This is a genomic window from Flavobacterium agri, assembly GCF_013401995.1.
Lineage (GTDB): Bacteria > Bacteroidota > Bacteroidia > Flavobacteriales > Flavobacteriaceae > Flavobacterium > Flavobacterium agri.
This window is the reverse complement of record NZ_JACBJI010000001.1, coordinates 409901-431590: the sequence shown is the minus strand read 5'-3', so window position 1 is coordinate 431590 and position 21690 is coordinate 409901. Positions and strand designations below refer to the sequence as shown.

Below are 21690 nucleotides of genomic sequence, written 5' to 3'. Positions count from 1 at the left end.
ACATGTTTAAAAAAGTATTGGTTGCAGAAGATTACGACGGCATGAACCTCGCCCTGAAACAGGTTCTCAAAGACATGGATATACAAGACATCCACGGTGTGGGCTATTGCGACGAAGCGTTGTTGAAGATCAAGGAAGCGCACCAGAACGAAAAACCGTACGACCTGCTCATTACCGACCTTTCTTTCGAGCGTGACCACAAAGTCGTCAAATTGGGTTCGGGCCAAGAATTGATCGCGGCAGCCAGGCACATACAACCTTCGCTCAATGTGCTCGTCTTCTCGGTAGAAAACAAACCTCATCCTATACAACACTTGTTCCGCGAACTTGAAATCGACGGATATGTACTCAAAGGCCGCCACAACATCCCGGAACTCAAAAAGGCCATTGCCGCCGTGCATTCGGGCAACCACTATATCTCGCCCGAACTTTCTCAAGTGCTCACAGATAAATCGCTCGACGAAATAGAAGATTATGATCGTAAATTGCTGCATCTTTTGGCGCAAGGAACCAGCCAGGCGGACATTGCCGAGGCCTTCCAGAAAAAAAACTGGTCGCCCAACAGCGTGAGCAGCATCGAAAAACGCATCAACCGGCTTAAAATCATGCTCAAGGCAAACAACAACGTACAGCTGATCGCCATTGCAAAAGACCTTGGGTTGGTATGACGAAATTCCTATTCTTCTTTCTGCTTTTACCCTGCTTGGTTTGCAGCCAGGTGAGATTGTGCTCATGGAATCTGTGCGACATGGGCAAATCCAAATCGGAGGCATCCATCGCATTCATGGCCAAAGTGCTTAAGGATTACAATCTGGTCGCGCTCCAGGAAATAGTGACTGGTCCGGAAGGCGCCAAAGCCGTGGCTCGTTTGGTACAGGCATTGAACCGTACGGGCGCCAAATGGGATTATTGTTTGAGTGCGCCTACATCGGGAAGCAGGCAAAAGAGCGAACGGTATGCATTCCTTTGGAAAACATCGTTCATCTCCAAAAAGGGCGACGCATGGCTCGACCGGCATTTCGCATCGGAAATCGAGCGCGAACCTTACTTGGGAACTTTCACCTATCTGGGAAAGACCTTTACGCTCGTCAATTTCCATGCGATCACGAAAAGGCTGCAACCCGAAACGGAAATCAAATACTTCAAGTTTTTCCCCGATAAATACAACGGCCTGAACCTGGTCTTTACTGGAGACTTCAATTGTCCGCAATCGCACAGCGTATTCAATCCGTTACGGAAAAACGGATACGCTCCTGCGCTTTCAGGTACCAAGACTACATTGAAAAACAAATGCGGCACGACTTGCACCGCTTCCGAATTCGATAATTTTTTCTTCAAACATTCGCGCCTGAAAATACTTGATAAAGGCGCCCTTCCTTTTTACCTACCATTCCCCACGCTTCATGAAGCGCGCAAGGTGTCGGACCACTTGCCGATCTGGATGCGTTTTGAGATTAATTAATGGGGTTACGGAAAACCGTAAGGAAATGGGGTTGAATGGTTTTAGGTTTGGTAAAAAATCGAACCAATGGATTTCAAAGACCAAATCAAGCTGCTCGGCGAACGGGTAAATAAACTCAAGGCGCAGGTCCAGACCGAGGAAGCGACCAAAAACGCTTTCATCATGCCTTTTATCAGGGAACTTGGGTACGATGTCTTCAATCCCGCAGAAGTCACGCCGGAATTGGTGGCCGATGTCGGCATCAAACAAGGTGAAAAAATCGACTATGCCATACTCAAGGACGGCGAGCCCATCATCCTTATCGAATGTAAGCACCACGGCGCGCCGCTTAGCGTACACAACGCCTCCCAGCTCTTCAGGTATTTTCATACGACGAAAGCCAAATTCTCTATCCTGACCAACGGCATCGAATATCGTTTTTATACCGATCTCGTCGAGACGAACAAAATGGACGAGAAACCGTTCTTTGCGTTCAACATCACCGATATACGCGACAACCAGATCGAAGAGCTCAAAAAGTTCCACAAGGCATACTACGATTTCGACAATATCGTGACCACGGCAAGCGAATTGAAATACACCTATGAGCTAAAGAAGCTTATCGATTCTGAATTCAACGAACCAAGTGCAGATTTCGTAAAGCATTTCGCTCGACAGGTATATCCCGGGCCGATTACGGCAAAAGTGCTCGAGCAGTTCCTGAACCTTACGAAGAAATCATTGCACCAGTACATTTCGGATATGATTACCGACAGGCTCAAATCGGCCCTGAACAAAGAGGACGAAACCAGCCGTGAGCTTGAAGTAATTACTGAATCTGCAAAACCGGCCGACTCTGTGATCACTACCGAGGAAGAGCTTGAAGGTTTCCTTATCGTGAAAACCATTTTGCGCCAAAAGGTGAATGCCTCGCGTATCGTGCACCGCGATGCCCAATCGTATTTCGCCATCCTGCTCGACGACAACAATCGCAAGACGTTATGCCGACTCTACCTCAACGGCAGCAAGAAATACCTTGCGGTTTTGGACGAGCAACGCAAGGAGATCAAGCACGAGATCGCGACCGTGGATGATATTTTCAAACATTCGGACATCCTGTCGGACGCGTTGGCCGCATACGAAAAGGACAAGGAAACGGCATAACCTAAATGTCATCCTTCACTTACAACGACTTACAATTCACGGAAAAAACCAAAACGTTCATCGAAATTCCAATACTTTTTTATCCATTTTACGGCGCTGTTCTGTTAATTGGTCGTCCAAAAACATTTTAGCGTCACCTTCACGCCATGGCTATTTCCTTAGCCTGTCCTTCCACGCCTTTCTAAATACCAAAACCATTATGAGAACAAAATTTACCCTGCGCGTCGGGTTGGTTTTGCTGTGGGCTTTTTGTGCCTTGGCTTGCCGTGATACTGAGACCGAACCCTTATCTATCGTACCAAGCCATACGTCGGCTGATGCTGTAATGCTGCCTACTTCGGATATAAAACCCGATGGAGGTTTGGCTATGGCGGGACAGTCTGTGTATGTCTGCAAAAGCGCCGGGGCTAAAAAATATCATTTCAACCGGAATTGCGGTGGTCTTAAAAGGTGTTCGCACGAAATTAAGACCTCAAGCGTGAAAGAAGCCGAGGCTATAGGACTGACCCAATGTGCCTATAAAAAGTGCCGATAACCAACAAACCAAATACATGAAAACAAAACACATTTTTTTAGCGGGCAGCGTGTTACTTTTATTGATTGCAGCCATCACGAATCCTGACTTGCAAGTACACAAAGAAACAGTGAGGACTACACTAAAAGCTTACCTTGATCAACAGATGGCCGATTCTAATGCCCAAACCGCAGACAACGAATGGTCTAAAGCCGGCCAAGGGTTCGGAAATCTTTTAGCATCCGCACTGATCGATCGACTTGTCGACGGCGCAGTCACTTCAGAAAACTACGTACTGTTTTCTTTGACCAAAGTGACTTGGGAAGGACAAGAAAAGAACATCGGCTTCGGAGCTTTCGGGAACGTCTGGCTGTCTAAAAACTTGAAAGATCTTCAAAATGAAAGCCGACCATGAACGGATTGACAGAACTTCTCGCCTTCGGACTCCTGTACTTATTCGTAGTACTGGTCATATTCCTCTTACTGAGGGAATTCAATTGTTGGTATTGGAAAATCAACAGGAGGATTTCGGTTCAGGAAAGAACGAACGAGCTTTTGGTCAAGTTGCTGTCGGAAATACAGACCGCCCCTAAAGAAGAAAATCCGAAAAACGAATTGCCCTCGACCGCGAAAATCAGCCTCAACGAAATGTACAGGCGCAAACGCGAAAACGGCGATCTGCCTTTAAATCCTTGACAAAAAAAGCTGTTCGGTAAATCTGGACAGCTTTTTTATCCTTTGACGTATCCTGCTTCCCCATTGCGCTTCAACCGCACTTTGTAGTTGTCGCATTTTGAACATTCACGGCTCGATTGCCAAACCAACGTCAGTTCATGGACGCCGCCGGTCCTTCCGATACCGGATGTATTGATGTCGAAAGAATACCCGAACCTGAACTCTCCGAAATTCACTGTCATTACCGGATTGACCGAAGTCAAAAAATGGCCGTTGCCCGTTTTGCGCTCTAGGTTTACCGCCGAAAAAACTCCTATCGAAAAATGCCCGTAATCCAGGACGCTTCCGATATCAAGTCGATTGTATTCGGACTGTCTCATATAGTTTCCCATAAGCATGACGGTGCTTCCTTCGGGAAAAAGAAAAGAAGGCAAACCTCCGAGTTCAAGGAAATATCCGCCGTGCACCGACAGGAACATGTTCAGGGGCACGTTCCCGTTTTCGGTGAACGAAACATCGGGACGGTTCAAATGACGAAGCGAAACACCTACCCAAGAGCTTTCGTTATCGGCCAAAATCCCGGCATTGAGGTCGAAAAAACTCAGCTTGTTATTTCGCATCACTCCCGGATCTACACTTGGCCCATCGATTTCGCCTGTGCCGATGTTGATCTGATCTTCTAGCAACAATCCGCCGAAACCGAAGTCTTTGCGGCCATATCCGGCTTCCAGTCCGAACCTCACGTGCCAATCGTAACTCACATCTACGCGATAGGACGCCGCCCCGTTGATCTTGAAATAATTATAACCCGTGAATACTTCACTATGATTTTGGGCTGTCAAGCCAAGACCGAGTTCGTCCGTCGCCAAATTGCTCACAAACGCGTACTCCGTATCGATGCGACGGTTTTCGTTCGGCCATTGGCGACGATGGGCGAGCCCGGCATTCCAGGTATTTGCAGAAGCGGTAAAAGCCGGGTTCAGCGCTTCCGGGATGTTGTAGAACTGCGTAAAAATCGGGTCTTGAGCCCATATTGCCATCGGCATCAAAAGCAGTAAAATAAAAAGTTTTATGGTGTTTGACATCGTCGGCTTACTTGATTAATACAAATGTTCTGGTTTCTGTTATGAGCTTTCCGTAGAAGGTTTTAGCGGTGATCTTGCAATAGTAGTTCCCGTTTTCGGCACCGATTCCTTTTATCGAACCATCCCAGCCTATCAGCACATCTCCGCTTTCGCTAAAAATCATCGAACCCCATGAATCGTAAATATCCATGCGGATGGATTCAAGGCGTTTGGAAACCGGGCGATACTTGTCGTTAAGGCTGTCGTTATTCGGGGTAAAAGCCGTCGGGATCGTGAGGAAATAACCTTCTTCCACGATAAGCGTGATGACTTTGGTATATTGGCATCCGAACGGATATGTCACCGTTTGGACCACCACATAAGAACCCGGATTCACATACGTGTGCACCGGGCTTATTTCGTTAGAGAAAGTTCCGTCGCCAAAATCCCAGACTATCGTTTCGTAATCGCCCGTAACCGTACTGTTGAACGTTATCGGATCGTGCACGGAGAAAATCCCGTAATGTTCATTACCGAAAGATTCAGGCTCAAAATCGATATAACCCAAAACCGGAATCTGGACGTCAAGCGCAAACTGCATGGAGCATCCCAAAGCATCGGTCGCGGTTATGTTCACGATCCCGTTTACGTCGGTATGCATGATTTCATTGTTCGCACCCGAAATGATCCCGCTCGACCACTGCAACTGATAAGGCGGCACGCCACCTGAAACCGTGGCGACAAAATCCTGGCTTACCTCGTGGGTCTCACAATTGAAATCCGTTTCGGTGGCAATGGTTATCGTTATCGGATCCGGACGCAAAACCGTGTATTGCCCATTTGAGATACAGCCTCTTGAATCGGTCACGGTTACGGCGTAATTTCCATTTGTGAGGTTGGCCAAATCCTCTGAAGTGCTGCCGTTGGACCAGGAATATGTATACGGAGGCGTTCCTCCCGAAACCAACAGATCGATGGCGCCGCCATTCGCGGAATTACAGTCATCGGCGTTTTCTACTTGGCCCGAAAGAACAAGCGCTTGAGGCTCGACGATTATGAAAGTGCGCTGGATGACGCAGGGTTTCGAATCGGTTATAGTAACCGAATAGGTGCCGGGTCCGAGATTATTTCGCGTCAGGCCTGCCGGACTTCCGTCGCTCCAAACCAATGTAATCGGAGCTATTCCTCCCACCAGGTTCAATTGGATGCTTCCGTCCTGTTCCCCGTGGCAGCTGATTTGCGTCACAATTGGGTCGATCGCGAAAACGGGCGCTTCAGGAATATTTATCGCCAGCGATTTCACGCAACCCAAAGCATCCGTCACGGTTATCGTGTAATCACCTGCTGCGAGATTCGTCTGGTTCAGGATCGTGGCCATATTGCTCCAGGTGAACGTATAGGGCGCGACGCCTCCGCTAAGGTTTACCGTCAGGTTTGCGTCGTTTGCACCGTAACACGTAATTTCGGTAGCCGTGTATGCGATGACTATCTCAGGCGATTGCGTAACCGTTACCGAAAGGTTTGTCTGGCAATTGTTCGCGTCCGTAACGGTCAACGTATAATCACCTGCAAAAAGGTTGGCGATGTTTGGGTCGGAACTTGAAAAACCGTTCGGGCCTGTCCACGCATATTGATAACCGAACACGCCCGGACTTGTCTCGATTGGTGTTCCTCCCAACGCCGTAACCGAAAGCGCGCCCGTATTTGCTCCATAACATTCCACATTGGTTTGGGAAACGATTGAAGCGACAAGCGGTTGGGGTTCGGTAATCGTAAAAGACATTGCAATAGGTCCGCAATTATTTTGGTCTGAAACCGTAACCTCGTAAACACCGGGTGCCAAACCTGTAAGGTTTTGAGAGGTCGAGAACGGCGCGGTGTCTTTCGTCCAATTGAACGTATAGCCAGGCGTACCGCCCCCTATATTGACCGAAATCGTCCCGTTCGCCAAATTGTTGCACGTCACGTCCGTTTCGGTCGTACCTGCGAATACCAGTTCGGCGGGTTCGGAAATCGTATACGTTTGCGAAAAAGGGCAACCGCCGGCATCGTTGATCGTAACCGAATATTGTCCGGGTTCAAGGTTGGAAATACTCGCGGCCGACGACGCGAATCCATTAGGACCCGTCCATGAAAACGTATAAGGCTGGCTACCCGGAAACGGAATTCCTCCCGTGACGTTTGTTGTGACAGAAGCGCTATCGGCACCAAAACACAAGTTATCGTTAATGGTTACGTTTGGACTGATTGCCGGATTTACCGTAACCACGACCTGAAAAGGCATACCCGGACAATTTCCCGCTTGTGGCGTAACTGTGTACGTGACTGTTGCCGGAGAAACAGTAATGTTCACAAGCTGTTGGCTGATATTTGTTTGCGGAATCGGTTGTGCAGCACTTCCGGTAACCGCTCCTGACGGAGCAACCACAGGGTTCGTCCATGTGTACGTCGTAGAGGCCGGTACGATATCGCTTCCTGAATTTGCGGGCGTTATCGTAAAAGTAGCTCCGCTGCAAATCGTCTGTGCCTGATTTGAAATTACGGGATCCTGGTTGATCGAAATCTGTACGGCATCGGTGCTTACGCTTGAACAGTTACCTGTCAAAGCCGAAAAAGTCACCGTGGCATAGTAATAAAATTCGCCGACGATCGCATTGTTCGGTAAATATGTAGCCGATGTGGCGCCAGAAATAGGGCTTCCGCCGACATTCGATAAAGAAGTATTCGAAAACCATTGGTAAGCCGGAGTCCCGACGCCGTTTACCGTCGTGAAGGCCAAAGCCGAAAGGGTTTGCCCGTTACAAATCGTCTGGGATATCGGTTGAACCGTGATTTGAGGTGCGGGGGAAACCGTCACCGATGAAACATCGCTTTGCACATTACAGCTCACGCTCGTCGGTTGGCCGATAATGCAGTAATAATAAAGTGTCCCCGCTGTCGTCGTCGGTGGGACGAAGTCGGGATTGGTCTGCAAAGCCAAAGGCGTCCCCGTTCCGTTCGGTGTGGCGGAAACATACCACTGGTATGTGTAACTTGTACCGATTCCGTCGGCTACCGAAACAGAAAGCGTTGTCGGCGTCTCGTTCGGACAAAGCGTTTGGGAAGCTATCGGTTGTGTCGTTACCGTCGGATCGGGCACGACCTCGACTTGGGCGACCTGACTAGTAACAGGTGCACAACCACTGGCGCTGAGCTGGATCGACACGTAATAATAATACGTTCCCGGGGCAGTATAAACCGAGGGTGTGAATGACGAGGAATTCGTCCCTACCGGTTGTCCTCCGGAAGTGGAATTCACAGTATTCGAATACCATTGATACGTCGGGGTTCCCGTTCCGCCCGTATAAGCTACCGATAACGGAGTTGCAACCGTGCCGCCAACACATAGTGTTTGTGTGGGAATCGGCTGTGCTGAAACAGATGCTCCAGGCGTAACTTCTACAGAAGCGACCTGCGTGGCAATCGTCGCACAAGAACCCGTTATGCCCGAAAAAGTGATTTCGCAATAGTAATATACGATGCCTTGCGTATTGGCCGGAGGCGTGTAAGTAGCAGATGTCGCTCCGGTGATCGCACTTCCGCCCGAGTTGCTGTTGGCGGTATTGGAAAACCATTGATAGGTCGCCGTCCCTTGTCCGTTTGCCGTAGTAAAAGACAAAACCGGAACCGTTCCGCCAAGACAAACCTGACTCGAAACCGGTTGGTTCACCACCGAAGGCGAAGTATTGACAAGTACCGCCGAAGTCGAGCTTGTCACGCCACAACCCGAAACCGGCTGGGAAACCACGCAATAGTAATACAGCGTGCCGACGGTTGCCGTCGGCGGGGTAAACGTAGCATTAATAGCGCCTGAAACCGGGTTTCCTCCGGTAGTATTGTTGACGTTGTTGACATACCATTGGTAAGAAAAGGCGCCAGAGCCTCCAGAAGCCGAAACCTGGAGCGTCTGGGGCGTCGCATTTTGGCAAAGGGTTTGGGCCGCGATCGGCTGTGCTGTCAGCGTCGGATCAGGGATTGCCTGGACTTGCGCTACCTGACTTGTCGCAGCGCCACATCCGCTTCCCGTAAACGACGCTACGACGTAATAGTAAAAGTTACCGGCCGTATTGAAAATGGGCGGCGTATACGATGATGAGGTCGCCCCAGAAATCGGGTTCCCGCCTGCAGAGGAATTGGTCGTATTCGAAAACCATTGGTAAGCCGGCGCTCCTGTTCCTCCCGAAACCGAAACCGATAAGGCCGAAACCGATCCGCCGACACACACCTGCTGCGAAGCCGTCGGCTGTACCGTGACCTGCGGAAGCGGCTCTACCGTAATGGCTGCGACCTGACTGGTCAAATTCGCGCATCCTGCCGAACCCAAAGATGCGATTACGTAATAGTAAACCGTCCCGATTGCCGTCGTAGGCGGCGTATACGAGGAAGTCGTTGCCGTAGGGATTGCGGTTCCTCCCGAAGTCGAATTCGTCGAATTCGAGTACCATTGATAGGTTGGTGACGAAGAACCCGAGTTGAGGGAAAGCGTCAACGCATTCGCGCTTGCATTTTGGCAAAGCGTCTGCGATTGAGGTTGCGCCGTTATGGTAGGTGCCGGCGTGACCTGTATCTGGAACGTCACAGGCGTTCCGGCACAACCGGCAACGGAAGGCGTGACCGAATACGTGACCACCCCTGTTCCCGAACCTGTATAAATCAAGGTTTGGGACGCAATAGTTGCCGTGCTTCCGCTTGTTTGGAATCCGGTGACGCCATTGCTTGTCGTCGCCGTCCAGGTATACGTGGTGTTCGCCATGGACGATGTCAAGGTTGTGGCGGTAGTTGCCGTCCCGGAGCATATCGTTTGGTTGAGGTTGCTGTTCGTAATCGATGGCGCCTGATTGAGCACAAAGGTTTCGGTAGCTACCGCAGAACTTCCGCATTCATTCGTAACGGTAAGCGAAATCGTATGGCTTGCCGCTGTAGAATACGAAATCGCCCCCGGATTTGCCGACGTTGACGAAGCCGGCGTTCCTCCCGGAAAACTCCAATTGTAGGTGAGCGTGCTTCCGGCCGGTGCACACGAATTTACCGACGCCTGCGGATTGATCGTGCCCGGGCCGCAAAGATCGGAAACCGCGTTTATCGAGGCCGTCGGCGGCTTTTTGATCGTAACCGTCTGTGAGGTTGTCGTCGAGCCACAGGAATTCGTGGTGGTCAATGTTATGGTGTACGTTCCGGGTTCCGTGAAATTATAGGTCGCGTTCGGAGTGGTCTGGTTGGGAAAGTTCGGATTGGCATTTCCGCAAAAGCCCGAAGCATACGCCACTGACCAGGTATTGGTTGATGCTCCGCAAGCCGAAGCCATGTTTGTCGTATTGGTTGCCGTGACGGAAAGAGGGGTGCAACCTGTGTTATTATTCAACGTGAATTGAGGTTGAAGTGGTGCTTCTATGCATATGTTTTGAGAAGCAGAACTTAACCCACAGCTATTTTGTACTGTAAGAGTTATGGTATAAGTTCCAGCTTGAAGAAACGTAATGACCGGATTCATTGAACCAGAAGTCCAAAAATTGTAATTGGTACTATTATTATTTGAACCTAAACCGTTAGCTGTCCACATTCCTGGTGTATTAGGCGAAATAGTCCAATAAAAGGGAGACTGACTACAAGTACTATCACTCGGGTTAATTGCACCGCCAAAATTTGAAGTATTGTTCAATGTAATTGGCAAATTAATACACTTGCTTGGCAACGGATTTGGAGTGAAACTAGCGGCTGGGCTCTGACTTATTGCTATAAGACTTCCAGCCTGAGGTTGTGGAGTAGTACATGGATTGGTTGTTATAACTGATGGCAGGAAGACGTTGTTGTAGACCGTATTATTTAAGTTTACAGTATTTCCACACGATGTAGAATTATAGACATGGGTTAGAGTATAATTATTCAATCCCGCCGCAGAACCTGCAAAAATCCAATCAGTCGGAATAGGGCTTCCGTGAACATAATTAATACACGGAGTATTATCTCCAAAACAGATCTGATAATTTGTACCCGCATTATTTGCGGTAGGTATAGCTAGGGTAAAATTTGTGGTATGCGGAGAACATCCATTTGCCTGATTCGCAAAAAGCGCTAAGGTTGCTGCTTGAGGAGATGATCCAACAAATGCCGAATAAGTTTGATTAAAGCTACATCCTAAAGTTGTGGTGACAGATATGGTGACAGTATATAAACCAATCGGGTAAGTATGTGTTTGTGGAACTGACCAATCTGATTGCGGTACATTTATAACTGGAGATGAATCACCCCAATTAATCGATATTGTCTGCGTATTGGATGGACTAGAAAGAGATAATAGTAATCCTACGTTGTAAGTCGTCTGACCTTGTGAGACACAACCGTTCAAAGTTGATGGATTTGCGGCTGTAACTGTTATTACTTGAACATTTATATCATCCTGAACCTGGCAATTCCCAATTGAAGCAACCACCGTATAGCTTCCTGACATAGCGCCTGTAGCATTATTGATTGTTGGTGATTGAGCAGAACTGGTAAAACCGTTTGGCCCCGTCCAAGAGTAAGTTACCGCACTTGAGCCATTTCCCGTTACAGATGAAGTTAAGTTGATCGTATTCCCCTTACAAACAGTAATGTTATTACCAGCATTTATAGCAAATGCAGAAGATATAACAACGTAATTGACAGATGCTCCAATTAATACCGAACCTGTCGAATCAGAAACACTTACCAAATTGTAAGTCATTGTCCCAGCCGCAGTCGTTGTCCCATTAATTGTTGCGATACCTGCGCCGTTCGAATTGACCGTTAGATTCGCGCCACCGTTAACCGTATACGTAAAAGTATAAGGTGCATTTCCTCCGCTACCCGTAAAAGTAATCACCGGACCTGCGCTATTTTGACAAACGGCGGCGCTTGAACTAATTGCAATTGTGGCAGAAGGCGGTAAAGCACCTGCTACCGCAACATAACTCACAACTGATAAGACGAACAGTAAAATATTCCTCATAGGCAAAAATTTAAATGCAAGGATAAGCCCGAACTTAAAAGCATACAATACGGCATTGTCCGTATTCGCAAATAAGGGCCAGGCATCAAAATCAAGGCAATAGCCAGATTAAACTGTAAGGAAATTTGTTTGGGCTGCAAATGTATAAATTTTCACAATGCGTTAACATTTTTCGTCATTATTGCTTTCTTTTTATCAAGCGACGGAAGAAACAAATCACGAGCCTACGAAAATGTATTTATCAGATATCGATAACTTTGAAACGCTTGCCCGAAACGCTCAGTAAACTCGTAGTTACTGATCTGGAACTCCTCGTGTAAGCCGGTAGCCGTCCTGAGGCTGATTTCGCCATACTTCACGATCGGGATTTGATAATTCCCCTTGAACCTTTTGTCCGGGGAGCCATTCTTGTTGACTTTCGCCCAGGTGCGGTCGATGATTTTCGAATCTTTAGGGACGATACCCGTTTCTACAAAACGACAATATGAATGGGCGAAGTCGAGCTCATCCAAGCCAATCACCGCGAACCGGGTTTTCGAAGAATGCATCAGGATAAAATTTGGATAGAAATAAAGATCGGCACCATTGGCATTTTTCATCCACAGCGTCTGGTAGTTCGACTTTATTTCGTCGACGGATCGTATCCCAAAACAGGTTTGCCTTTTCTTCACCAAGGTACCGGCAGCCGACCGCGCCGCCACCCTATCCTGGCTGTGGGCCGAAGTTACGTCCCAAATCTTATTGGAAGTCGCCAAATCCTTGAACGAGGAAACCATCTCTTCGTAGAGCCGTTGTGTCTCTTCGTCGAATTCGACATCGAGCCCGACGTAACACTTGGAAATCTGCTCTTTGATTTCGGCTATCGCATGTTTCTGAGTGGTTATGTCCAATTTAAGATTTATTGGAATTTCTTTTTTTACAAGCCCATAGACCATAAAATAACTTGCCCAAAGTTTTAACCGGGAAGCACTCAGCGACAACTTTACCTTACGAAGATCGCCATTGAGCTCAAGCCGCTGCTGTCTTGCCAAGAGTATGGCTTCTTTGACGCCCTGCATGCCATCGGACGTAATACCAGAGATTTCAGCGCTGAAGATATTGTCTTCCACATCGGGTAAAACTACCGGCGACGGATGAGCAGGTGCAGGAGAATCGAGCCGCACCCGATTGGATATTCCCGTCCCGGGGATGGATGTGTTCAAAAACGTTCCGGAGCTTCCCAACGTGAGACTTGCCCCTCGTACGCCAAGTGAAGTGGAGACACCTCTCCTGCTTACGTTCAAATGGACACCGGGAATAATTTTAATTCGTTTTCTGTACGACCAAGCCATATATAGATGTTTTTATTTTGGGCAAGGTAGCTACTCGAGGAAAAAGCGTTTTACGGATTTCCGTAATTGTTTCGATACCAATGTCTGATTCAGATCGAATTGGTATTTTTTCGCTTCAGGGATTTGTTCTTTTGCCGCGAGCCCAAGAAGGCGACGCATTAAAAAAGCCGCATAAAGCGGCTTTTGTGTATATAGCGGTAACGGAAGCCGACTGCCAACTGCTACTGCTCCCATCCCTCCTGCGATGCCTTGGCGCTTATTTTCTTGACGATCTCTTCCAGTTGGCGCGAGGCTTCGCCGATCAGACGTATCACTTCGGCATTGCCGGAATCTGAGGCATCGTCATGATTGAGCAATGCGGTCAACCCCATAATGTTGGAAAGCGGTGCCCTGACCTCGTGCGACTGCGACCAGGCAATTTCCCTGAACTTCGCGTTCTGCTTTTCGATCTGCTTCAAGTACAGGTGCTGGGTGGTGATGTCGCGTGAGAAGCAACTGATCCCTATTATCTCATCGTGGATGTCGCGTATCGGGTTGAAGCTGACTTCCTCGAATATTTCTTTTCCTTGGTATACGTCGTCGACGACTATTTTGTAGGCTTCTCCCTGGAACGCCCTCGCAAAATATTGCTTCCATCTTGACGAACGGTCCTTATCGAAATCCTGTTCGGTGAGCGTGCCGCCTGTCTTGCCGGTAAGCGAGGAGACACGGTCCCAGAAGGCATCGTTGGCGCTGATGATGTTGTTCTGGCGGTCGATGGACCAGATGATGTCGGTCGTATTGTTGATGATGGCCCGTAGGTTGCGCTCGTCGTTCGCTATTTTTTGCCGGATCTTCTTCTGCTCGGTGATGTCCATGAAGTAGACCGCGATGCCGTCCTTGGTCGGATAGACGTTGATCGAGGCCCAGACGCCCAACGGGGCGTACTCTTCTTCGAAATGTGCGGATTCCTTTGTGGTCATCGCCCTTTCGTATTCCGCGTAGAACTTCCCTTCGCGGGAGCGCGGAAAAGACTCCCACAGGCTTTTGCCGATCACCTCCTCGCGCCTGCGGCCAAGGACTTTTTCGGCAGCCTTGTTGAAATAGGTGATCTCCCAATTCCTGTTCAGCGCATAAAACCCGTCGGTGATGCTTTCGAGGATGTCGATGATCTCGGCGCTCTTTTCGGCGATCGCCCTTTCGGTGCGCACCCTGCTGTCGATGTCTACCGCGAGCACGGACCTTGCGCCCCTGCCTTTGAACACCGTCCGGTGGGCATAGATGTGGACATGGAACAGCTCGCCGTTTTTTCGGCAATGCCGCCAGGTCCCGAAGTCGAAGTAGCTGTCGGGGACATCGAGGTTGGCTTTCGTAAAAAGCTCTACGTCCTGCGGAGGCCGTATCTGAAAGGCTTTCATGGAAAGGAACTCTTCCCTGCCGTAGCCGTACTGGTGCAGGGCCGCATCGTTGACCGCGAGGAACTCGTAGGTACGTTCGTCGTAGATGTACATCGGCGCCGGACTTTCATCGAAAAGCCGTACGTAATTTTTCATTTTCGCGTGGTTTAGGAAATGGGGCAATCCTGGGTGCAAAATTACCGCTTTTCCTATTTGGACGGTCTGTTTGAAAATGTTTATTCTTAGGGACCGCATCGCACTTTTTATGCCGGCCTCTATCTATCAAACATTTAACCAGCCCAACCTGTTCCCTTCAAAAAACAAACAAGAGAGAAGAACGGAAATTAAGCCGTAATTTCTTAGAAAAAGCGGGCGCTACGTTGGCTGTTTTTCCTGAGCCGCATCCGACACCAATTCCCGGACTTTATCCAAAAGCACCATTTCTTCCAACGGAATTATCTCGATCAGCTTTTCCAGCACGCCGCCTACCGCGCTTGACACGTTCCTTACGGCGGTCACGTCTTCGTGTTCGGCATCGAGCGCGGCTACCGAGACTTTCAGCGCGTCGATCAGGTAATAGCTCAGTTCGGCGTAGCTGTTCACGGGAATCCTTACGGTCGCCATTCCTTTGCGGTTCTTTGAGGGCTCGACGACGTGAAACGCGTGTGCCGCGGGTTCCTTCAGGTCTTCGAGCGTATTGATCTTGTCTTCCATCGGTCAGGTATTTGGATTACTTGATTCATTTAACCGCTCCAGCCGTTCGAGTTCGGCGGCGGCCAGTTTATCGGCCCTTTCGACGAATTCGTGGTAGCGGTTTTTCAACACTTCATAGTCGTGGTACTGTACGTCGTCGATGAAGCCGTACCGCAGCGAGGTGGTACGACCGGAAAGTATCCTCAGCAGTTCCTTGTCCTTGTCGGTCGTGCGCGGGAAAATCTCGGCCGTCAGCGGCGTGAAGTACTCGCATAGCTCGAACAGGAAGGACAGCGAAAAATGGTTGGGCATATAGCCCAGAAACACCCGGATCAGGCCCAGGCAGGTCTGCTCGATCACCAGGTTCATCAGGTAGACGTGGATCTTGGTGGCACCTCCGCCGTCGAGCCCCTCGGCCTCCATCAGGAACGATTTGGTGCGGTCGCCCTGCGCCCAATATATTTTCGCGGACAATACGTCCCTTGCGGGCACTTTTTCGAACTTCAGGAAAGGCGGCTTCGCGGTTTCCTGATACAGCAATCGGGCGCGCTGCATGATCCGGTAAAAGAAATGCTGTTGGTCGCCCGGACGCTGCCGCAGCGACTTGTTGGAGTGCATGACGACGGTGGCCGTACAGCGGCCGTTTGTCTGCGATTTGATGTGGTAGGCGATGTTTCCCGGGACGTCCGCGCGATACTCCCTGACGATCAAAAACAGGTAATAGTGGGTGTTTTGGCTGTCGACCGCATTGTTTTCGATCAGCACACCCGCAGCCGATGTGCTTATGCTGCGTTCCCCGAAGCAGTACAACGCCGAGGCGTCTACCGTTTGCGTAACGATCTGTGTGATGTGCTTCAACGGGTCGGGATCATCGATCGCGATAAGCGGGCTTTTGGTGCGCGAGAACTCATAGCGGCAGCGGTGGACGCACTCCTCGAAAAGCCGTTTGACCTCGCTTCGCATCCCCTCCATCTTGGCCTGTATGGCCTTGACCATTCCCAACGTGACTTCGGGGACGGCGCCCCCGTCGTGGATGGCGCGACACGTCGCATTGAGGATGTCCGAGAGCCGGGCTTCCGCTTCGTTTTCGGCGTCGAACGCGTTCGCCAGCACTTTCGAGAACCTACCCACATGCTTTTGCTGTATTTCGAGATCGTGCTCCACGAGCCACTCCCCCGTCAGGAACCAGGACGCGGCGACGTACAGCCACCGGATGCTCTGGTGCAAGGTGTAGGCCGCCTGCACGTAATTCCCGCGCCTGATATAAAACCGCACGTTGACGGACAGCGTAAACGCCGACTCATCGTCTATACGGAAACGGTACTTCGCCTTCTTAAGGAACCGCTTCGGCTTGAGCCGTTCGACAAACAAGAACTCATCGCTTTTCGCGGTACTGTAGACCAGGCTGTTCTTGTTGCAGTGCATCGCAAAGAACGGGTTGCCGTCCTTGAGCTCCTGTTTGACCCAGTACCGGTCGAAAATCCGGAAGGAGAATTGCGGGAACGCCTCGAAGACCTTCCAATAGTTATCGGTCAGCTCATCCCAGCCGTGCGGGCTGTCCTTTGAAATGATGACTATGACGATGCCCGCATTAAGGCCCTCTTCGAGATGAGGCGAAAAATACACGGTGTTGGCATCCGAAAACGCCAGGATCAGTTCGACGGCCTTCTCCAGTGCGGCCTGTTGGGGGTGGTCTTTGGTGACTAACGCGTTGTGGTACATAACTCCTGATTTGCAATGTTGGACATTCCTGAAAAATCGTATTTTTGTTACGCCCGCAAGTAAAAAAGACCATTCTCCGTACCGAATCATTTCGCTGTGTATGGTACATGTTTCTTACATTTACGGCACAACAAACACAATCAATACCTTTGCACCATGACACCTACCAAAAACCACATCGGCCGAAAAATCAGCAGAATCCGCGAACTGCGCGACATGAAGCAGGAAGCCTTAGCGCAAGCCCTCGGCACCAACCAACAAGCGATATCCCTGATGGAGAACAGTGAGACTATCGACGAGGAGAAATTGGTTGAGGTGGCGAAGGCTTTGGGGGTTAGTCCGGAGGCGATTAAGAATTTTTCGGAAGACGCAGTGATTAACTATTTTAATAATATATACGACAATGATTTCAGTCATAGCAATGGCGCATTCGGACATCATTGCACTTTTAATCCTTTGGATAAGTTGATTGAGGCTTATGAAGAAAATAAAAAACTTTATGAAAGGTTACTTGAAGCTGAGAAAAGGAGCAAGAACTAAGGTGTACATGAAATTATAAAAGACCCGCAATGCGGTCTTTTTTTATGAGTGTTTTTTTCTCTCCTTCACAAAAAAATTGACTCAGGACTTCTTTTGATGAAGCTCGTTATCGAGACGGAGGTCAGGTTTGGAAAGCCTAGAATATTGCTTAGTATTTGTAAGATACTTACTTATTAAATAAACCAATCCCAGAAATTACCGCTGATGAAATTGAAGCAAGTTTATTTAACGTTTCTAGATTATTTGGACCGAGTTGTTTGTTCAAATGGTCTATTTCAAGTAATAATTTTTGAAGGTTATTTTCCAGTAACTCTTCCTGTCCATAGAACCCTCCTCGTCTAAAAAAATCAATTGCTTCCACTCTTAAAACTAACCATAGTGCGTCTCTTCTACAATTTAATTCTTCGATGAATCCAATCCTATCAAAATATCTTAGAATTGAATTCAAATTGTCAAATTCTATTTCAGCAGTTTTCAAAAAGACATCTACATCAATTTGCACATGTGATTCTGGTTGAATATTTTCACATAAGCATTTTAAGACGCGGTCCTTCAATTGCGGTGTAATCATTTTGAAGTTTTATAAAGTTCAGATTATATATGTCGTAGCATAGTCGATTTATGTGCCGTGGCTGTAGACCCGTCGCAACCTGAAAAGAAGCATTGTCCTTTTCCCACCCATTTTACGCCGAAATTAATTGTATTTCCAACAACCCGCTGCCATGGCGGTTAGCGGCGGTTATGCGCAAATGAAGTTTAGTATTTTGTTTTTAAAAGTTCCATAAATTTTATAGCTGATTCTTTATCCATCCTTTCTGCGTATAAATTGGCTATGAAATCTAATCTCTTCTCGTCAAAATTATACAGATTGTCATAAATATGGGTTGACAAATCCTCCAGGAAAATATAGGGATGATTTTTCACGCGGTGATAAAACTTATACAAGGAATTATAATCCATGTATTCACGTGACTTAAATTCTGCAATCTTTTTCAGTTCATTTTCAATTTTATTTGAATGCTTGATGGAATTATTGACAAGTCTTATTTCATTAACTTCTTTAAAACTCTTTAATGTAGATAATTTTATGCCTTTTGATTTTAAAAAGACTTCGATTGATTGCCATCTGAATAAATCACGAGTATCTATTTTATAAGTCATTTTGATTAGCCGTTTTAGATTTACTTCAAACTCTTTATAAGCGTAAACAATATTCATTTCCGTTAGAGCTAGTAATTTATCTTCCCAATAATCGGTATCGAGATGAAGCGGCTGTTGAAATTCGTTTTCAGCTTCAATATGATCTTCGATTTCTTTGGACAGTTCGGAATTGAATTGCTTAATTAAATTTTCAACTGCCTCAATAAAAGTGTTGCCTTTTAAATTATCTACAAATTGTTGCAGATAGATTTTAGACCATTCTCTGTTATCTTCGATTTCTTGTGGATTCATGGTTGTTGTCATTTGCGCATAACGTTTTGCCGGTAAAGCGAAGTCGCGGTCAAAACAAGCCGAGTTTTCTCTGCCGCAGTAATAATTTCTTCTTGAAATAACTTTTCCGGCTACCAAAAATCCAGCAATTTCGCTTACCAGCTGTTACCAGCTGACATATTTTTAATTGACTTTTTTTTTAATGAGCTCACTTTTCATGGTTTCGATAAAAAGTAAAGAAGTTTTATAAAGTTTATATATCTCCTCGGCTGTTTTTTCAATTGTGATTTCTGCAAAATTTTGGTGAACCATTTTATTTCGCTCACTTCCAATTTCAAGAAATGCTTTTATTGATTTATCTAAATCTGCGTTCTCTTTAACTTGATTCGCCATCTTTGTTTTAAACTCATTTCCGAAAAGCGCAAAAAACTTATTTGCGTTCGACGAATCCCAATCAAAGTTAGTGTGGTACTGTCTGCTAATAGCCTTTTGTTTAATTATCGACATGATCATTTGATTACCATCAGATTGAGATTTTGCAAAATCAGAAAGTAAATCGGTGAATTCTTTTTCAAAAAAACTTGCGGCTGAAAGCAAAATCGTTTTTCGAAAATTGTTTTCAGCTTCACTGTAAAATGTTAGTTCTTTCTGTGCCTTCAAATAGTCAACTAGCGAATTTCCACTTACATATTGTTGATCAATTATGGTTGGTGTTGCAGCAGCCATTATCCTAAAGTTTCTTTTGCTATTCTCAATCGCGTTTCAACATTAGCTTTACCGGCAGTATTGTCTTGCGACGCCCGATTGAAAGTGTCATTTTCTTGTAATTCAACTACTTTCGCTAGCGAAGTTTTCTTTATTTCCAGGGTTTTATTTTTTAAAGCATCGAAGCATAGAGCGACGAATATTGATTCAAATATTGTGATGCTGAATTTTCCAGTTCTTGCAACAAATAAATTTGGATCTACTTCCACGATATAATCACAGAAAGCTTGGAATAGATTTTGAAAATATTCTAAAGCGTTAGCATCATAATTTCTAGATTTTTTTGAAAATTTATTTAAAAACTGCGTCATTGAAGGACGGTAGTTTTCTGAATCCATCAGCATTGCAAATCCGCGCAAAACAATCTCAACATCTTTCATGTGAGTGTCCGGTTCGGCCTTATTAAGTAATCTTCTCCAATTAGGATACAAGTTTATCTTATACAAATAATTATAAAATTGTGAATGATATAAACTTGTTCTTATTTCTTGTGGCTTCAACGTAATGCCGCCCGAATTCAATCTATTGAAAATTTCAAACATTGCAGAATCGTCATCACTAGGAAAATTCTGCTTAATCATTATATTTCGCACCGTGCGTAAATCAAAACCATTTTTAAATTCACCTAAAGTTGCATAGTTCAAATTTTCAAGCTTGTTTTCAACTCCAGGCTCATTAAGTTTTAATTTAAAGTCTTCAAAGTATTTATCATCATATAAAACTTCGTCCGGAAACTTCCCGCTTTCCTCAAAAATTTGCCTTAGTTCAAATCTTTTATCTTTTCGCGGAAATCTCATTTTATGAAAGAAGAAAAGCGTCAATAACCTCTGCTGCCCGTCTACAACCAAATAACTGTTTTTCCCTTCTTCATACAGAAATACTTGCGGAATGGGTAAGCCAATTATAATTGATTCAATTAATTTTGAAGCACGTTTTACATCCCAAACGTAATTTCGTTGAAATCCGGGAATTTTAAATAATCCAGATTCTATAAAATCGATTATAGTTTTGGTATTAAAATCATTTGGAGTAGAAGTGATATCATACTCTTTAAATGAATATCCAATGGAATCATCATCTCCGTCTGAGTACCATTTTTCTTCTTGTTCTTGATCCATTTTTCTTGTGTTTATTACGATTCGTGTTTTAATGCTTGCCGGTAACGTTAGGCCGCTAATTTCGGTTGCGGGCCTTCGGAGAGAGTACTCTACGCCGAAAAGTACGAAATTAAAGAACAGCTCACGCACTTAGTCAACTTGCCGCAATCGAAATTAGCGGCGTTATGAGCTGGGCAAGTTGTTTAGCGGAAAGTCATATGGTCTATATGCGCGATAAATTTTTCAATTTCATGAATTGGAATTTCAACTTGATTGTCCCAATTCAACATAATTATATTTGAATTAGTTTTAGTAAATAAGTGATGAAACAGGTTGAAGTCTTTAATTGCCTCAAATTTTAGAAGTAGATTTTCATAAGAACGAAGGTCAAATTTTAAAAGATCTCCGTCATCACTTAGTCTGAAAATACCAATTTTGTTTTCGACGATATATTTTAGTTGTCGTAAATATTCTGTGATTCCTCCTTTCATCATACTAATTAACTGATAAAATAGTATGCTCCCTAATTCAGGCATTACGCAAACTCTATTTTCTTCTATAATAACAAGTTTAGAAGTTAAATACTCCTGAGAATAAAATTGAGATTTTAAATATTCCTCACTATATAAATCTTGAAAGTTTAAATGTTCGAATCTTTTCAAAACTTCCAATCCGTTTCCTCGAACGCCATAATAATTTGGGTGATAACATCTGTGATAATCACTTGATGTATAATTTTGATTTATATCAAATCTTTTTGTTAGAAATTGATAAAGCATACTAATATTGTTATATTCTTCAGTAGTCATAATTGATCTATTTTTAGTTGATTTGTCGCCGTATCGTATTTGTCTTCCTTATAACAATCGTG

General features: G+C 46.2%; 18 protein-coding genes. 7 read left to right on the top strand and 11 right to left on the bottom strand.

The window, feature by feature from the left end:
- Positions 1 to 2: 2 nt before the first annotated feature.
- The 6 genes from HZF10_RS02105 to HZF10_RS02080 all read left to right on the top strand — a co-directional run bounded on the left by HZF10_RS02105 (position 3) and on the right by HZF10_RS02080 (position 3815).
- Positions 3 to 668, top strand: a complete 666-nt coding sequence (locus tag HZF10_RS02105; RefSeq protein ID WP_176004517.1) for a response regulator transcription factor — start codon at positions 3 to 5, stop codon at positions 666 to 668.
- Positions 665 to 1462, top strand: coding sequence for an endonuclease/exonuclease/phosphatase family protein (locus HZF10_RS02100; protein WP_176004516.1), 798 nt, complete (start codon positions 665 to 667; stop codon positions 1460 to 1462). The genes HZF10_RS02105 and HZF10_RS02100 overlap by 4 nt, the downstream gene beginning before the upstream one ends.
- 66 nt (positions 1463 to 1528) lie before the next feature.
- Positions 1529 to 2605 (top strand): type I restriction endonuclease, encoded by a 1077-nt coding sequence (locus HZF10_RS02095; protein ID WP_176004515.1) that lies wholly within the window; start codon positions 1529 to 1531, stop codon positions 2603 to 2605.
- A gap of 199 nt (positions 2606 to 2804) precedes the next feature.
- Positions 2805 to 3140 carry a hypothetical protein gene (locus HZF10_RS18025; RefSeq protein WP_246282437.1) on the top strand — a complete coding sequence of 112 codons (336 nt, stop codon included), beginning with the start codon at positions 2805 to 2807 and terminating at the stop codon, positions 3138 to 3140.
- 16 nt (positions 3141 to 3156) lie between these two features.
- Positions 3157 to 3534 carry a DUF4359 domain-containing protein gene (locus tag HZF10_RS02085; RefSeq protein WP_176004514.1) on the top strand — a complete coding sequence of 126 codons (378 nt, stop codon included), beginning with the start codon at positions 3157 to 3159 and terminating at the stop codon, positions 3532 to 3534.
- The gene (locus HZF10_RS02080) at positions 3531 to 3815 is read left to right on the top strand and encodes a hypothetical protein (RefSeq protein ID WP_176004513.1); all 285 of its coding nucleotides are present in this window, start codon (positions 3531 to 3533) and stop codon (positions 3813 to 3815) included. The genes HZF10_RS02085 and HZF10_RS02080 overlap by 4 nt, the downstream gene beginning before the upstream one ends.
- A 35-nt stretch (positions 3816 to 3850) precedes the next feature.
- Here HZF10_RS02080 and HZF10_RS02075 read toward each other — a convergent pair whose 3' ends face one another.
- From HZF10_RS02075 to HZF10_RS02050, 6 genes are all read right to left on the bottom strand, one after another.
- Complete coding sequence (locus HZF10_RS02075; protein ID WP_176004512.1) at positions 3851 to 4879, bottom strand: PorP/SprF family type IX secretion system membrane protein; 1029 nt, start codon at positions 4877 to 4879, stop codon at positions 3851 to 3853.
- Between the two features lie 7 nt (positions 4880 to 4886).
- Entirely contained in the window at positions 4887 to 10202 is a 5316-nt protein-coding gene (locus HZF10_RS02070) for a DUF8696 domain-containing protein (RefSeq protein WP_176004511.1), read from the bottom strand.
- A 1886-nt stretch (positions 10203 to 12088) separates the two neighbouring features.
- Positions 12089 to 13195, bottom strand: coding sequence for a DUF4236 domain-containing protein (locus HZF10_RS02065; protein ID WP_176004510.1), 1107 nt, complete (start codon positions 13193 to 13195; stop codon positions 12089 to 12091).
- Between the two features lie 221 nt (positions 13196 to 13416).
- Complete coding sequence (locus HZF10_RS02060; RefSeq protein ID WP_217703329.1) at positions 13417 to 14727, bottom strand: PAS domain S-box protein; 1311 nt, start codon at positions 14725 to 14727, stop codon at positions 13417 to 13419.
- Between the two features lie 219 nt (positions 14728 to 14946).
- Positions 14947 to 15285 (bottom strand): hypothetical protein, encoded by a 339-nt coding sequence (locus tag HZF10_RS02055; protein WP_176004508.1) that lies wholly within the window; start codon positions 15283 to 15285, stop codon positions 14947 to 14949.
- 3 nt (positions 15286 to 15288) lie between these two features.
- Positions 15289 to 16986, bottom strand: coding sequence for a hypothetical protein (locus HZF10_RS02050; RefSeq protein WP_176004507.1), 1698 nt, complete (start codon positions 16984 to 16986; stop codon positions 15289 to 15291).
- Between the two features lie 156 nt (positions 16987 to 17142).
- Between HZF10_RS02050 and HZF10_RS02045 the strand changes: the two genes are divergently transcribed.
- Entirely contained in the window at positions 17143 to 17526 is a 384-nt protein-coding gene (locus HZF10_RS02045) for a helix-turn-helix domain-containing protein (RefSeq protein ID WP_176004506.1), read from the top strand.
- Between the two features lie 166 nt (positions 17527 to 17692).
- On the opposite strand, the gene HZF10_RS02040 is transcribed toward HZF10_RS02045, so the two are convergent.
- The 5 genes from HZF10_RS02040 to HZF10_RS02020 all read right to left on the bottom strand — a co-directional run bounded on the left by HZF10_RS02040 (position 17693) and on the right by HZF10_RS02020 (position 21628).
- Positions 17693 to 18097 (bottom strand): hypothetical protein, encoded by a 405-nt coding sequence (locus HZF10_RS02040; protein WP_176004505.1) that lies wholly within the window; start codon positions 18095 to 18097, stop codon positions 17693 to 17695.
- A 185-nt stretch (positions 18098 to 18282) separates the two neighbouring features.
- Positions 18283 to 19095, bottom strand: a complete 813-nt coding sequence (locus HZF10_RS02035; RefSeq protein ID WP_176004504.1) for a hypothetical protein — start codon at positions 19093 to 19095, stop codon at positions 18283 to 18285.
- 45 nt (positions 19096 to 19140) lie between these two features.
- Entirely contained in the window at positions 19141 to 19683 is a 543-nt protein-coding gene (locus tag HZF10_RS02030) for a HEPN domain-containing protein (RefSeq protein ID WP_176004503.1), read from the bottom strand.
- Entirely contained in the window at positions 19683 to 20840 is a 1158-nt protein-coding gene (locus HZF10_RS02025; RefSeq protein WP_176004502.1) for a DUF262 domain-containing protein, read from the bottom strand. The genes HZF10_RS02030 and HZF10_RS02025 overlap by 1 nt, the downstream gene beginning before the upstream one ends.
- A gap of 182 nt (positions 20841 to 21022) precedes the next feature.
- On the bottom strand, positions 21023 to 21628 hold the full coding sequence (locus tag HZF10_RS02020) for a hypothetical protein (protein WP_176004501.1): 606 nt from the start codon (positions 21626 to 21628) through the stop codon (positions 21023 to 21025).
- Positions 21629 to 21690: the final 62 nt, after the last annotated feature.